Genomic DNA, 13,573 nt, shown 5'->3' on the forward strand with positions numbered 1-13,573 from the left:
TTCCTTGATTGCACTCTTCCATCTGCTTTTTATGTATTTCCTGGAGGGCTGCACTAAAAGCATCAAAATATGCAGAAACAAGTTTTTCAATGTAATAAGAGAACATAACAATATAGATTTTAAGTTTAATGCAAATATACAAACTTTGTTTGTAATAACAATATGGGAAAATATATTTCAAACTACGATGAGTTACCTATACCAAATAAAAAAATATATGATTTGGTACAAGAACAAACAAATGGTAGCGTTAAAGCCTTTGCAGAAATTATAGGAGTTTCTCAACAAGTGCTTGATCGTATTTTTAAAATTGATTCACGTAATGGGAAATATCCATCCGTTTCTGAAAAAATAAAAGTTGGATTAAAAGAAAAATTTGGGATAGATGAAATTTGGTTATTGACAGATGAAAAAAGCAATACCCCAAAGTCAGAGAACGAAGCATCCCCCATTGACGAACCAATCATACTACGTGTACCACTCGTGAGCCAATACGCACAAGCCGGATACCTCTGCGGATACGCAGATGCAGCATACATGGCAACACTGCCTACCATACCTTATATAGTAGACCACGAAGCTCAAGGGCACTATGTTGCCTTTGAAGTGAAGGGAGACAGCATGAATGACGGAACAGAGGATGCTATCCTGGAAGGCGACCGCCTACTGTGCCGGGAAATAATGCCACACCTATGGGCAGATAGCAGGCTTCACTTCCGCAAATGGGATTTTGTCATAGTACATTCAGAGGGAATTCTGGTCAAACGCATTATAGACCATGATGTGGAAAACCACACCATCACGATACACTCACTGAACTCCATGTACCCAGACAAGATTATCAACCTTGCTGACGTAAAACAGATATTTAATGTCATCGAATTACAAAGACCAAGAAGAAGATGAATTTTTTCAACATTCTCAGTAAAAAGAAAGTTATAAAAGAAGAAGCTGTTACCCCAAAACAATACTACACATTTGAAGAAATTGAAAATATTGCATATAAGGGATTCAAAGATAAATGGGGCGTGATAGGTCTTAAAGACAATCCTAACTTATTTCCTGCAATGTTTGAATGGGTAACAATAAGCGAATATAAGCAGATTCTCAAATTTAAACATTTTAGGACAGACAAGGACAACTATGCTCCATATATCACCTATATAGGGAATAAGCCAGATGTCTTTTTGCATGATGGAAAGACATCCTCCCCCATATACATAAAAACAACGTTTCACGGTTCAGCATCTATCAAATACCCCGTAGAAAAGTGTATAGTCCACATACTTGCACCAATCTATGAGTATATGTACAGAAGTTCCCAAAAACAAGTTGAGGATTTCTCTGATGTTCTAGAAATAAATTATTCACCAGAAGCAATTTCTCAATATGAAAATCAAATGGAACAACAAAGGTTAGAAGCTGAAGCACTCCATGAACGCGAAAAGATAGAAGAAATCAAGGAAAAATTACTAAGAAAAAAGCGCAAACAAGAACTTGAGAAAATAGCGCTACAAGAACTCATGGATGAAGGGGAAATATTCCCAGAAGCAAACAAGCGACCGCCGATACCTAAAGAAGTAGTCGACGCGGTTTGGAATAGAGACGGAGGAAGATGCGTCTATTGCGGTTCCACCGAAAACCTACATTTGGACCACATCATCCCATTCTCCAAAGGTGGTGATACAAGCGTGGAAAACCTACAACTATTATGTCAAAAATGTAATTTACAGAAATCAAATAAAATAGGATAAACTATGAAGAAACTAACATCTATCATTACAGTATTACTTTTTTTATTAGTAACATCATGCTCTGCACCTCAGAACGAGCAGTTGGTAAAAGAATACACAACTACTATCGGCCAAGAACCAAAGGTTTCTAATAATGTGTATGATTGGAAGAACCTATCAGATAAACAAGCCGCACAGTTAGAAATTCAGCTTAAAGAAGCTACAGACAAAATTTTAGGATTTATCCCAACAGAAACACATAAAATGGAAGTAAGCGCAAGCACGGGTGACTTATATTCATCTTATGTCTGGGAAAACGAAAAAGTAAGAGTAAACCTATGGGTTGACTACCAAAAAGGTTCAGAATCGATCCAACTCGTATATCATAAAAAATAATCTTATGAAGTGGCTTAAAAAGATTCAATGGATTTCTTTACCTCTTTCAATTGCAGCCTTTGTTATCAGTTGGCTACGCATCGATGTATATATGACCAATGATACTTTTGTTGGAATTATGGCAGGATTTATGGGAGCATGTGCAACCATCCTTGTAGGTGTGCAAATTTACAATAGCATAGACACACGTAATTCAATTAATAAGCTAAATGAATCTTTCGAAGAAAGAATTAAAAGACTTGCCATGGAATATCATCAACGATTAGAAGATATACAAATTCTAGAAAATGAATTACAAAAAGAAAACTCCGAGTTAAACAAAAGACTTGAACAAGCTAAAGAGGAACGTATTTCAAATGAAAATATGATGCAATCATATATACATAGAGTTAAAGGAATCACGTTAGAGAAATTACAACCATTCACAGCTATAATACTTTTCTACCAAGGTCTAGATTGTTCGCTGAAAAGCAAAGATATAAAAACTATACATCGTGCATTAGAAGACTTAGAAACATGTGTAGAAAGAATAAAAAACAGAGTACATATTGACACAATACACTCCAACGAATTAGATATTATAAGCCCAAGCAACCTTTCCCAATATGATATTTATCCTCTAATAGAAGAAAAATATACAACTCTATATAATGAGATTATTGAAATTAAAACAAAAGCACTGCAAAAGAAGGAAGAACAAAAAAATGAGTAATAATGTTCTAAATTGTATTATATCAAATACAAGCCCAAATCACTGCCAGCTCTCCCCGACCTGCAAAGGCTGGGGATGCCGGTTTCTGACAACTCCCATCGAGGAGATACCAGTAACCGAACGAGACAAAGCAAAGCTATTCTCTAAAGTGTACCGGGAAGCAAAGCGCAAGGGAGTCTTAGAATGTCCACACTATCGATCCATGTTCATTGATGAAGTTCTGGAACAGATAAATATAAATTAAGCCGAAGGTCAATCCTCCGGCTTTTCTTTTGCAAATACAAAATCAATCACTTTTCTGTTTGCCTTATCAATTCGGCTCCAATCCTTTTTTATATAGGTATCAGTAACATCATATCCAGATTTATGATTCAGAGCCATAGCCACATCGTCCATTGAAACGCCACATTCATTCCGAGCTATGGTTGCCCATGTATGCCGAGCCGCATAAAAGGTAAGCCCATCAATCCCAATCTGCTCACCAATCCATTTCAAATTACCATTAACTTTAGTAATAAATTGCTTATCGCTGCTGTACCTGGTAAAGAAATTAAAAACCCTATCACAGAGCATATCTTTATATCTATCAAAATAAGGCTCTGCTTCAGGTTCTATCTTAATAGAGATAAAAGCATTATCTTCACGACGATTTTCTGTTTTACGGCGACAATACTCAATCCGGCCATCACGAATTGTATCAAGATAATACATGTCAACTGTATTCATTCCGCAAAGCAGAAATGATAAAATAAAAACATCACGAGCTATTAAGGTTCCATGCATATTTATCGGAATTTTCAATTCTTTTATAGCTCTAATCTGCTCCGGAGATATTGCCCTTTTTCTTGTTTTTGGAGCTGAAGGCAATTTATATTTAGCGAAAGGATTATTGGATATCCGTATCAATCCCCTATCTTCATCATTATACTCCAGCTTTGCTTTATTAAACAAAGTTTGAATAATTCCAATATACAAACGCACCCCAGCTTGAGATATCTTTCCTGTTCCATTCCTGGATTCCTTATTACGAAGATATGTATCAAAACCAGTCAAGAAACTTGCCGTTATATCCGAAAACAGAATATTGCGACCTGCATATTCTTCAAGCCTTGTCAACATAGCATGGTAAGACTGACTTCTCCTTTTGCCGGCTTCTTCCATATCACGAACATTCCTCTCTGCAAAATCAAAAAAACGAATCCCCCTATCCTTCCCCGTAAGACGTTCATTCATCAACTCCACAAGTCCTTTTGCTGTGTAGCAATCTATCTGATTACCTAATGCCGACAATTCGGAGCGAATCTTTAGAACATCAAGCATCACTTGATCGTACACGGGATTATTCCTTTCCTTTATTTCGAAAGTCTTCTTGTTAATCAGATCAACCGTTATATAATGAGAAGTGGCTAAATAAGCTGTTTTGCGCTCATGAGTAATACGTATCTTTACATTCCACGTATCATCCTCTTTCTTTTGATGTTTAAGTACTACTGCTTTGACCGTTGCCATCGTTGTAAAACATTTATAGGTGATATATCCTGGCCTTGTAAAACTATTGTAAAACAATTATGCAAATATAGAAAAGTTTTTTAGATATTCTAAATTGCTTACAAGCCCAGTTATCACCTATAAAACAGGCAAAAACCTATAACTCTTTCAGTTCCTTATACAAGCGCTGCACCGGAAGCCCCATCACGTTATAGTACGAACCTTTCAGTCCGGTCACACCTACAAAGCCAATCCACTCCTGTACTCCATACGAACCGGCTTTATCCATCGGACGGTATTTCTCTACATAATAACCGATTTCCTCGTCCGACAGCGTATCGAATGTCACTTCCGTTACCGAAGCAAAAGACTTCTGAAAGTCTACAGTCGTCAGACAAACTCCGGTAATTACCTGATGCGTACGCCCCGAAAGCATGCGCAACATACGGCAGGCATCAGCCTCATCTACAGGCTTACCCAGCACCATGCCGTCTACATACACTATCGTATCAGCTGTAATCACCAACTCATCCGGCTGCAGGGAAGCACGATATGCATTCGCTTTTTCCTGGGCAATGTAAACCGGTATTTCCTCTCCATTCAATGACTCCGGATATGTTTCGTCTATACCCGGTACAATCTTCACTTCGTAATCCACTCCCAGGCCAGACAAGAGTTCGCGGCGGCGTGGCGAATTGGAAGCCAATATTATCTTATATTTTTTCAAGTTATCGAGCATAACCAACTCCTTTCTTACCAACCAAAAGCAGCTTCGTGAGACATCCATTTACCTTGAGCACGCAATACCTGTTCTACCACATCACGTCCACAACCATATCCCCCGTTACGATGAGAGATATATGTACAAACCGCCTTTATTTCGGGAGCAGCATCAGCCGGACAGCAAGGCAGTCCTACCAGACCCAAGACTTCATAATCGGGAATATCATCTCCCATATAGAGCACCTCTTCTGCTTTCAGATTGTATTTCGAAAGAAAATCGGCATATTCTCTGGTCTTGACAGCAGCCCCCATATAGATATCCTTGATACCCAATCCTTCGTAGCGCAAACGTACAGCCTCGGTTTTTCCTCCGGTAATAATGGCTACATGCAACCCACATTTCACCGCAAGCTGAAGCGCATATCCATCTTTAATATTGACGGTACGCATAGGTTCTCCATTGGGATGAAGTACGATGGTTTCCGCACTCAGCACACCATCTACATCAAAGACCAATGCCTTTATTTTTGTCAAATCGTAATTTATCATGGTTTCTGATTTTTAGAAATCGTATAATTGTGAATATTCTTACTTATCTGTTCGTACATCGCTGCCAGTTCCGGTTCGGAAGCCAACATCTCCAGATGACGTTCGATGACGTTTACATCATATCGGCAGGCCGGACCTGTCTGTGCTTCTACCGGCGACAAGTGATGTACCTTACGTGCCGTTTCGTCGATAAGCGGAAGCATAGCCTCAAACGGCAAATGCTGTGCAGACAGCAAATGTGCACACACGGCATACATATGATTTGTAAAATTGCAGGCAAATACTGCTGCTATGTGCAGATAACGACGCTGTTCGGACGTAGCTTCGTAGACTTTAGGAGACAATGTACTTGCCAACTCTTTCAGCAAATGCAAGTCGTCTGCCATACAGGCTTCTACAAAAAAAGGAACTTCAGCAAAGTCCACCGGTCGCTGCTTACTGAAAGTCTGCATCGGATAAAGCACTCCGTAGCGTACAGCATGACCTTCCCATACACTTTGAGGCATGCTGCCGGCAGTATGCACAAACAAGGCCTGCGGATTTCTTTTTACCAGTACCGGAATCAAATCTTGCAACACTGCATCTTTTACCGATACGATATACAGTTCTGCTTCTGCCGTTACATCCTCCAGAGAAGTAGTATAAGCACAGTCCAACAGTGTACCCAATGCAGCGGCAGACTGCTCGGTACGACTGTATACCTGACAGACTTCATATCCTTTCTCCTTCAAGACCTTTCCCAGATGTGTAGCTACATTTCCTGCACCAATCAGTGCAATTTTCATCAGTCTATCCTTATTCATCTTTCATTTTATTTCATTTGGACGACAGCCAATAGAGCAATACCCCTATCAACAACAATGTAAGTGGAAGCAAATAGGTTGACACCTGTCCTAATAAAGCAGTCACCAATGCAATATTCTGAATGAGCCAGATACCAGCTAAAATAAGTCCTACCGATTTGTCCGACTTAAACCACAGAAATGTAACAGCTGCATACAGCAACATGGTATCCTTCTGCATTACCCAATCCAGATTATAATCGGAGAAGTCAATCCATTTGTCCAACAGATACAACACTCCCATCAGTACCAGGAAAACTGCCGTAGCCTTATATGTATCCTTTTGCGAAGAAACCTTAACAGCCATGCTTACTGTCCTCCATACTTATTAATATGCACTTTCTCCCATTGCAGATGTTCCTCGTTGAAAGGCTTTCGTTCCATCCCCTTATGCCCGATGGCAATAATAGACAACACCTGAAGCTGCAAAGGAAGCCCCAATATGGCACGCACATACTCATCAGACGGCATTCCGGTAGCCACATAACGTTCGCGTACCTGAATCCAACAACTGCCCAATCCCAAATCTTCTGCCTGCAACTGTATCAGAATAGAAGCTACCGAAGCATCTTCAATCCATACGTCACTGGCCAAAGGATCGGCTGCAACTACAATCGCAAGTGCAGCCTCTTTCAGAAAAGCAGAGCCCGATTCCTTGCAACGAGACAACTTGTCGAGGGTTTCCTTGTCGTCGACAACTATAAACTGCCAACAATTGCTGCGCTTGGAAGAAGGAGCCATCAGAGCGGCTTTCAACAAAGTCACCACTTCTTCCTGAGTCAATTCCTCCTCCGTAAACTTACGCATGCTGCGTCTGTTTTTGAGTAAATCGCTGAAATTCTCCATAAATTAAAAGTTTTAGCCAGACAAATATAAGAGTTAAACTCGGAATGCTCAACAAAAAATTATATATTTGCATAAAACGATGAGTATCCGACTGACTACATATTATAATTCCAAAGATCTTCCCTCCCTGCCCGGTTCGAACGTCTTCCACTCTTCAGAGTTGTTTCAAGTATTGGAACAGACCTCTGGATATCAGCCTATCATGCTGGTAGCTACGGAAAAAGAGAAAGTCATCGGCAAATTATTATGTATCACAAGGCGTAACTTCCGTCTGCTGGGCTTTACGAATAAGACTTATGTTTACGGCACCGGAGAATACTTTACGACACCCGGCAAAGAAGAGGCAATTTTCGGTGAGTTTCTTTCCTATTTTACCCGGCGATTTTCCGATCAGTCCTTTCTTATCGAATTCCGCAATTTGGAGAAGCCTCTTTTCGGATACAAATATTTCCGGCAGAACGGATACTTCCCGATACGATGGTTACGCGTGCGAAATTCCATCCACCATGAAACAATAGACAAATGGATGAGTGCATCTCGCAAGCGCCAGATAAACCACGGCATAAGAAACGGAGCCGTTATAGACATTGCCCACAACGAGCAAGATGTAAAAGCCTTTTTCTCTATGCTGAAAAAATATTATTCTCCCAAGATACACCGTTATCTCCCCGATTACTCGTTCTTTATATCACTCATCCGCCAATCCGGCAACAAAGAGTTAGGAAAAATCTTTTTAGTCAGGTATAAAAACAAAATTATAGGAGGTGCAGTCTGCCTGTTTTCGGGCAATACCGCTTACCTGCTGTTCTCCGGCGGTATGAGAAAGACATACGCCCGATTGTATCCGGGAGTTTTATCCGTATGGAACGCCATGACATACGCAGCCAAACACCAATATACACATTTTGAATTTATTGATGCCGGCCTTCCTTTCCGCAAATACAGTTACCGCGATTTTATCCTACGTTTCGGGGGAAAGCAGCTCAGTAGCCGACGCTGGTTTAAAATCCGCTGGAACTGGCTGAACAAACTGCTTATCAAGATCTACGTATAACCATAACCCCTATTCCACTGTACATATTTTATCTTGCAAATAAAGTATCTTTACATGGTGAGATAAAGCATATAGCCCACGTCGTTGAATATATAACCAACGTCAACGGCTATACATCCAACGACGCCGAATCTGCATCCGACGTCGCCGATTACAAGGAAGGACTTACTTCATAAAAGATAAATCACTGAAAAACAAAATTTTTCCATCATCTACAATAATTATACATCCCGTTCATCTCATTTAATCCTCGCCGTATCACTACAAAATAAAAAACATCACCCATTAAAATAAATCTTGCAAAAGTTTCGTTTTTCAGCACAAAATTACTTTCTTTGTGCAACTGATAAATGAAACTTTAAGCTTAATACCAATAAAAAACAACACGATTATGAAAATTTCTCACATCGAACATTTGGGTATTGCTGTAAAAAGCATCGAAGAAGCCCTTCCTTATTACGAAAACGTACTTGGTTTAAAATGCTATAATATTGAGACTGTAGAAGATCAGAAAGTCAGAACAGCCTTTCTTAAATGTGGCGATACCAAACTGGAGTTGCTTGAACCGACTTGTCCGGAAAGTACAATTGCCAAATTTATAGAAAACAGAGGCATGGGAGTACATCATGTAGCATTTGCTGTAGAAGACGGAGTAGCCAATGCACTGGCAGAAGCAGAAACCCAGGGTATCCGGCTCATCGACAAAGCTCCACGCAAAGGAGCAGAAGGATTGAATATTGCATTCTTACATCCAAAATCTACAATGGGAATCCTGACCGAATTATGTGAAAAATAATTTCAGAAGATGAACTGATTTTTCAGGATTCAGCAACTGCAAAAAGAAATAGAGATGTATCAAAACAAAATGATAATATCGTTTTTGACATTCTGAACGTAGCGAAAATCTCAAATGCAATCATGAGACAGGCTTTGCCGAAATTATCCCTTCGCTATGTTCAGAATGCAATCTTGTGTTAACCTTTTGCTTTCAACTCTTTCCTCTCTTTGCTGCTGCAAGCCTGAAATCTCCATCTTTTATTTATCAATCAATAAATATTCTAATACCATGAGTAACCAACTTGAAAAAGTAAAAGAGCTGATTGAACTACGTGCCCAGGCTCGTTTGGGTGGTGGTGAAAAAGCAATCGAAAAACAGCACGCAAAAGGAAAATATACAGCCCGCGAACGTATCGCCATGCTATTGGATGAGGGCAGTTTCGAAGAAATGGATATGTTTGTCAAACACCGTTGTACAAACTTCGGTATGGACAAGAAACATTATCTGGGCGATGGTGTCGTAACTGGTTATGGTACAATTGAAGGACGTCTGGTATATGTATTTGCACAGGACTTTACCGTATCGGCAGGTTCTTTGTCGGAAACTATGTCTCAGAAAATCTGCAAAGTGATGGATATGGCCATGAAAATGGGTGCTCCTTGTATCGGTATTAACGACTCGGGTGGTGCACGTATTCAGGAAGGTATCAATGCACTAGCAGGATATGCTGAAATTTTCCAGCGTAACATTCTTGCTTCGGGAGTAATTCCTCAGATTTCGGGTATCTTTGGTCCTTGCGCCGGTGGTGCAGTGTATTCTCCGGCATTGACAGACTTTACTTTAATGATGGAAGGTACATCGTATATGTTCCTTACCGGCCCTAAAGTAGTGAAGACCGTAACAGGCGAAGACGTTTCACAGGAAAATCTGGGAGGTGCCAGTGTACATTCTACCCGTTCGGGAGTAACTCACTTTACTGCTGCAACCGAAGAAGAAGGTCTGGCATTAATCCGCAAGTTGCTGAGCTACATTCCTCAGAACAACCTGGAAGAACCTCCTTATGTAGACTGTACAGACCCTATCGACCGTCTGGAGGATTCCTTAAACGAAATTATCCCCGACAGTCCTAACAAGCCATACGATATGTACGAAGTCATCGGAGCTATTGTAGACAACGGTGAATTCCTTGAAATACAACGTGACTTTGCCAAAAATATCATTATCGGTTTCGCACGTTTCAACGGTCAGTCTGTAGGTATCGTGGCAAACCAGCCTAAATTCCTTGCCGGAGTATTAGACTGCAATGCATCTCGTAAGGGTGCACGCTTCGTACGCTTCTGCGACGCATTCAACATTCCTATCGTATCTTTAGTCGATGTTCCAGGATTCCTTCCGGGTACAGGACAAGAATATAACGCAGTCATTCTGCATGGAGCCAAACTGTTGTATGCATACGGCGAAGCTACTGTTCCTAAAGTTACAGTTACTTTACGTAAATCGTACGGAGGTTCACATATCGTAATGAGCTGTAAGCAGTTGAGAGGCGACATGAACTATGCATGGCCTACTGCAGAAATCGCAGTAATGGGTGGTGCCGGAGCCGTAGAAGTATTGTATGCAAAAGAAGCCAAAGAAGCTGCAGATCCTAAAGCATTCATGGCTGAAAAAGAAGCAGAATATACCAAACTGTTTGCCAATCCGTACAATGCTGCCAAGTATGGCTATATCGATGATGTAATAGAGCCACGCAATACACGTTTCCGTATCATTCGTGCATTGCAGCAGTTACAGACCAAGAAATTGAGCAATCCAGCCAAGAAACATGGCAATATTCCATTGTAATAACCTTAAAAAAAGAGTATTTATGAACAAACATAAAGCCGGAATATTCCTATCCTTGCTGCTGTTGGCTGTTTTCAGTTCCTGCACCAAGCAGAAACCGAACAACAAGCTGGTGATTAATGAAGTCTTAGTAGACAATCAAAGTAACTTCCAAGACGATTATGGTATTCACAGCGGATGGATTGAAATATTCAATAAAGCATATAGCACAGCCGATCTGGCAGGATGTCTGCTGAAAGTAAGCAGTCAGCCAGGAGATACCGTTACCTATTTTATTCCTAAAGGTGATGTGTTGACCAGCATCAAACCACGCCAGCATACTTTATTCTGGGCAGACGGGACTCCAAGAAGAGGAACATTCCATACCAATTTTGTATTAGACAAAAACAATGCCAACTGGATTGGTCTTTATGACTCGGGACGTAAACTTCTGGACCAGGTTGTAGTACCTGCCGGCATTCTAAAAGCCAACCAATCGTATGCACGCGTCAGTGATGCAGACAACCAGTGGGAGGTAAAAGACGACAGTGCTGAAAAGTATGTGACTCCAAGTACTAACAACAAGACGATAGAAAGCAATCCTAAAATGGATAAATTCGAACAACACGACCCAGCCGGAATCGGTATGGCTATTTCTGCCATGAGTGTCGTATTCTTAGGATTGATTCTGCTTTATATCTGCTTTAAATTTATCGGTAAGACAGCCATCGTTTTGCGTAAGCGCAATGCAATGAAAGCACATAATATTACAGATAAACAAGAAGCAAAAGAAAAAGGACTGGGAGAAGCACCGGGAGAAATCATCGCTGCTATTTCAATGGCACTTCACGAAGCTCAAGGAGCCGACCATGATGTGGAAGAAACCATCCTTACCATCAGCCGTGTGAAACGAAGCTATTCTCCTTGGAGTTCAAAAATCTATACTTTGCGCGAAACGCCTCATAAAAAATAATCTCTAAAGAATAAAACAATGAAAGAATATAAATATAAAATTAACGGTAATCTCTATAAAGTAACTGTAGGCGATATAGAAGACAACAACGTACGTGTAGAAGTAAACGGTACTTCATACACTGTAGAATTGGAAAAACAGGCTAAACCCAAAATCAAACCTGTAGTACGTACTGAATCTACTACACCGGCAGCACCTCCTACTCCAATCAGCAGACCTGCTGTAAGTGGTGGTAAATCGGGTATTAAATCACCGTTACCAGGTGTTATTCTGGAAATTAAAGTAAAAGAAGGAGATACTGTAAAACGCGGACAAACACTGATGATACTGGAAGCCATGAAAATGGAAAACGATATCAAGTCTGACCGCGACGGTAAAGTGACAGCAATCAATGTCAGCAAAGGAGAATCTATTCTGGAAGGTACGGACCTTATAATCATTGAATAATTATGGGAGAATTTGTTAGTTTTTTACAAAATAACTTGGCAGATTTCTGGACATATACCGGCTTCTACAATGCAACATACCAGCATATTATCATGCTGCTCATCGGTATATTCTTCATTTATCTTGCCGTAGCAAAAGAATTTGAGCCAATGTTGCTCATTCCTATCGGATTTGGTATTCTGATAGGCAATATTCCATTCAATATGGAAGCCGGATTGAAAGTAGGTATTTACGAAGAAGGCTCCGTGCTCAACATTCTCTATCAGGGAGTTACATCCGGATGGTATCCGCCGCTTATCTTCCTGGGAATTGGTGCCATGACCGACTTCTCGGCTTTGATATCAAATCCGAAACTGATGCTAATCGGTGCAGCCGCTCAATTCGGTATATTTGGAGCTTATATGATTGCACTGGCAATCGGATTCGATCCGATGCAAGCTGCCGCTATCGGTATTATCGGTGGAGCAGACGGTCCTACGGCTATCTTCCTCTCCTCCAAACTGGCACCTAACCTCATGGGAGCGATTGCTGTATCAGCCTACTCATACATGGCATTAGTTCCAGTGATACAACCGCCTATCATGCGTTTACTGACCACCAAACATGAACGTCTGATTAAAATGAAAGCTCCTCGTGCTGTATCACATACAGAGAAAGTAATGTTCCCTATCGTAGGTCTGTTGCTGACTTGCTTCCTTGTACCGTCAGGTCTGCCGTTGCTGGGTATGCTTTTCTTCGGTAATCTTTTGAAAGAAAGTGGAGTTACACGCCGTTTGGCAGAAACTGCCCGTGGTCCGCTGATTGACACAATTACCATTTTGTTGGGACTCACAGTAGGTGCTTCTACTCAAGCTTCCGAATTCCTTACCATGGACTCTATCAAAATCTTTGCATTGGGAGCGTTATCATTTGTAATCGCAACTGCATCCGGAGTTTTATTTGTCAAAATATTCAATCTGGTTCTGAAGAAAGAAAATAAAATCAATCCGCTTATCGGAAACGCAGGTGTATCTGCAGTTCCCGACTCAGCCCGCATTTCGCAGGTTGTCGGTTTGGAATACGATCCAAGCAACTACCTCTTGATGCATGCCATGGGTCCTAACGTAGCGGGTGTTATCGGTTCTGCCGTTGCTGCCGGTATTTTACTGGGATTCCTTATCTAAAAGATGTTTATTTATACACTATAAGAAGAGGCTCTTATCAAGGGTCTC

The 13,573-nt window shown here is 40.7% G+C and carries 16 protein-coding genes; 10 read left to right on the plus strand and 6 right to left on the minus strand.

The genetic code is table 11. The features are described 5' to 3' along the window. Positions 1–162 precede the first annotated feature (162 nt). Genes O6P32_RS10330 through O6P32_RS10345 form a run of 4 tightly spaced genes read left to right on the plus strand, consistent with a single transcriptional unit; the run spans position 163 to position 2,841 of the window. On the plus strand, positions 163–906 hold the full coding sequence (locus tag O6P32_RS10330) for a S24 family peptidase (RefSeq protein ID WP_269878409.1): 744 nt from the start codon (positions 163–165) through the stop codon (positions 904–906). Then, on the plus strand, positions 903–1,754 hold the full coding sequence (locus O6P32_RS10335; RefSeq protein WP_269878410.1) for an HNH endonuclease: 852 nt from the start codon (positions 903–905) through the stop codon (positions 1,752–1,754). Before O6P32_RS10330 ends, O6P32_RS10335 begins: the two co-directional genes overlap by 4 nt. Before the next feature lie 3 nt (positions 1,755–1,757). Beyond that, a complete protein-coding gene (locus tag O6P32_RS10340) occupies positions 1,758–2,129 on the plus strand; it encodes a hypothetical protein (RefSeq protein ID WP_269878412.1) in 372 nt (123 codons plus the stop codon). Between the two features lie 4 nt (positions 2,130–2,133). Continuing rightward, a complete protein-coding gene (locus tag O6P32_RS10345; RefSeq protein WP_269878414.1) occupies positions 2,134–2,841 on the plus strand; it encodes a hypothetical protein in 708 nt (235 codons plus the stop codon). 252 nt (positions 2,842–3,093) lie between these two features. On the opposite strand, the gene O6P32_RS10350 is transcribed toward O6P32_RS10345, so the two are convergent. The 6 genes from O6P32_RS10350 to O6P32_RS10375 form a co-directional block, all read right to left on the minus strand. Beyond that, on the minus strand, positions 3,094–4,350 hold the full coding sequence (locus O6P32_RS10350) for a tyrosine-type recombinase/integrase (RefSeq protein WP_269878415.1): 1,257 nt from the start codon (positions 4,348–4,350) through the stop codon (positions 3,094–3,096). 136 nt (positions 4,351–4,486) lie between these two features. Continuing rightward, positions 4,487–5,068: a Maf-like protein gene (locus O6P32_RS10355; protein WP_178266231.1), complete on the minus strand. Its 582-nt coding sequence runs from the start codon at positions 5,066–5,068 to the stop codon at positions 4,487–4,489. 14 nt (positions 5,069–5,082) lie between these two features. Continuing rightward, positions 5,083–5,601: a KdsC family phosphatase gene (locus O6P32_RS10360; protein WP_269878419.1), complete on the minus strand. Its 519-nt coding sequence runs from the start codon at positions 5,599–5,601 to the stop codon at positions 5,083–5,085. After that, positions 5,598–6,386, minus strand: a complete 789-nt coding sequence (locus O6P32_RS10365; RefSeq protein WP_178266256.1) for a Rossmann-like and DUF2520 domain-containing protein — start codon at positions 6,384–6,386, stop codon at positions 5,598–5,600. Before O6P32_RS10365 ends, O6P32_RS10360 begins: the two co-directional genes overlap by 4 nt. Positions 6,387–6,417: 31 nt before the next feature. Then, positions 6,418–6,750: a hypothetical protein gene (locus tag O6P32_RS10370; protein WP_178266233.1), complete on the minus strand. Its 333-nt coding sequence runs from the start codon at positions 6,748–6,750 to the stop codon at positions 6,418–6,420. A 2-nt stretch (positions 6,751–6,752) separates the two neighbouring features. After that, positions 6,753–7,289, minus strand: a complete 537-nt coding sequence (locus O6P32_RS10375) for a nitroreductase family protein (RefSeq protein WP_178266234.1) — start codon at positions 7,287–7,289, stop codon at positions 6,753–6,755. Between the two features lie 79 nt (positions 7,290–7,368). On the opposite strand from O6P32_RS10375, the gene O6P32_RS10380 reads away from it, so the two are divergent. The 6 genes from O6P32_RS10380 (at position 7,369) to O6P32_RS10405 (ending at position 13,525) form a co-directional block, all read left to right on the plus strand. Continuing rightward, positions 7,369–8,343, plus strand: coding sequence for a GNAT family N-acetyltransferase (locus O6P32_RS10380; RefSeq protein WP_269878420.1), 975 nt, complete (start codon positions 7,369–7,371; stop codon positions 8,341–8,343). 391 nt (positions 8,344–8,734) lie between these two features. Continuing rightward, positions 8,735–9,139: a methylmalonyl-CoA epimerase gene (gene mce / locus O6P32_RS10385; protein ID WP_178266236.1), complete on the plus strand. Its 405-nt coding sequence runs from the start codon at positions 8,735–8,737 to the stop codon at positions 9,137–9,139. A gap of 270 nt (positions 9,140–9,409) precedes the next feature. Next, positions 9,410–10,963, plus strand: a complete 1,554-nt coding sequence (locus O6P32_RS10390) for an acyl-CoA carboxylase subunit beta (protein ID WP_269878422.1) — start codon at positions 9,410–9,412, stop codon at positions 10,961–10,963. Between the two features lie 22 nt (positions 10,964–10,985). Beyond that, a complete protein-coding gene (locus O6P32_RS10395) occupies positions 10,986–11,915 on the plus strand; it encodes an OadG family transporter subunit (RefSeq protein ID WP_269878423.1) in 930 nt (309 codons plus the stop codon). Between the two features lie 18 nt (positions 11,916–11,933). Next, the gene (locus O6P32_RS10400) at positions 11,934–12,362 is read left to right on the plus strand and encodes an acetyl-CoA carboxylase biotin carboxyl carrier protein (protein ID WP_178266239.1); all 429 of its coding nucleotides are present in this window, start codon (positions 11,934–11,936) and stop codon (positions 12,360–12,362) included. 2 nt (positions 12,363–12,364) lie between these two features. Continuing rightward, complete coding sequence (locus tag O6P32_RS10405; protein ID WP_178266240.1) at positions 12,365–13,525, plus strand: sodium ion-translocating decarboxylase subunit beta; 1,161 nt, start codon at positions 12,365–12,367, stop codon at positions 13,523–13,525. The last annotated feature ends 48 nt before the right edge of the window (positions 13,526–13,573 follow it).

Source organism: Phocaeicola acetigenes (assembly GCF_027529745.1).
GTDB classification, from domain to species: domain Bacteria; phylum Bacteroidota; class Bacteroidia; order Bacteroidales; family Bacteroidaceae; genus Phocaeicola; species Phocaeicola acetigenes.

Bases quoted from the DNA above. Each gene is read 5' to 3' on its own strand.
- O6P32_RS10330 (WP_269878409.1), top strand. From the start codon at position 163: ATGGGAAAATATATTTCAAACTACGATGAGTTACCTATACCAAATAAA.
- O6P32_RS10335 (WP_269878410.1), top strand. From the start codon at position 903: ATGAATTTTTTCAACATTCTCAGTAAAAAGAAAGTTATAAAAGAAGAA.
- O6P32_RS10340 (WP_269878412.1), top strand. From the start codon at position 1,758: ATGAAGAAACTAACATCTATCATTACAGTATTACTTTTTTTATTAGTA.
- O6P32_RS10345 (WP_269878414.1), top strand. From the start codon at position 2,134: ATGAAGTGGCTTAAAAAGATTCAATGGATTTCTTTACCTCTTTCAATT.
- O6P32_RS10350 (WP_269878415.1), bottom strand. From the start codon at position 4,350: ATGGCAACGGTCAAAGCAGTAGTACTTAAACATCAAAAGAAAGAGGAT.
- O6P32_RS10355 (WP_178266231.1), bottom strand. From the start codon at position 5,068: ATGCTCGATAACTTGAAAAAATATAAGATAATATTGGCTTCCAATTCG.
- O6P32_RS10360 (WP_269878419.1), bottom strand. From the start codon at position 5,601: ATGATAAATTACGATTTGACAAAAATAAAGGCATTGGTCTTTGATGTA.
- O6P32_RS10365 (WP_178266256.1), bottom strand. From the start codon at position 6,386: ATGAAAATTGCACTGATTGGTGCAGGAAATGTAGCTACACATCTGGGA.
- O6P32_RS10370 (WP_178266233.1), bottom strand. From the start codon at position 6,750: ATGGCTGTTAAGGTTTCTTCGCAAAAGGATACATATAAGGCTACGGCA.
- O6P32_RS10375 (WP_178266234.1), bottom strand. From the start codon at position 7,289: ATGGAGAATTTCAGCGATTTACTCAAAAACAGACGCAGCATGCGTAAG.
- O6P32_RS10380 (WP_269878420.1), top strand. From the start codon at position 7,369: ATGAGTATCCGACTGACTACATATTATAATTCCAAAGATCTTCCCTCC.
- mce (WP_178266236.1), top strand. From the start codon at position 8,735: ATGAAAATTTCTCACATCGAACATTTGGGTATTGCTGTAAAAAGCATC.
- O6P32_RS10390 (WP_269878422.1), top strand. From the start codon at position 9,410: ATGAGTAACCAACTTGAAAAAGTAAAAGAGCTGATTGAACTACGTGCC.
- O6P32_RS10395 (WP_269878423.1), top strand. From the start codon at position 10,986: ATGAACAAACATAAAGCCGGAATATTCCTATCCTTGCTGCTGTTGGCT.
- O6P32_RS10400 (WP_178266239.1), top strand. From the start codon at position 11,934: ATGAAAGAATATAAATATAAAATTAACGGTAATCTCTATAAAGTAACT.
- O6P32_RS10405 (WP_178266240.1), top strand. From the start codon at position 12,365: ATGGGAGAATTTGTTAGTTTTTTACAAAATAACTTGGCAGATTTCTGG.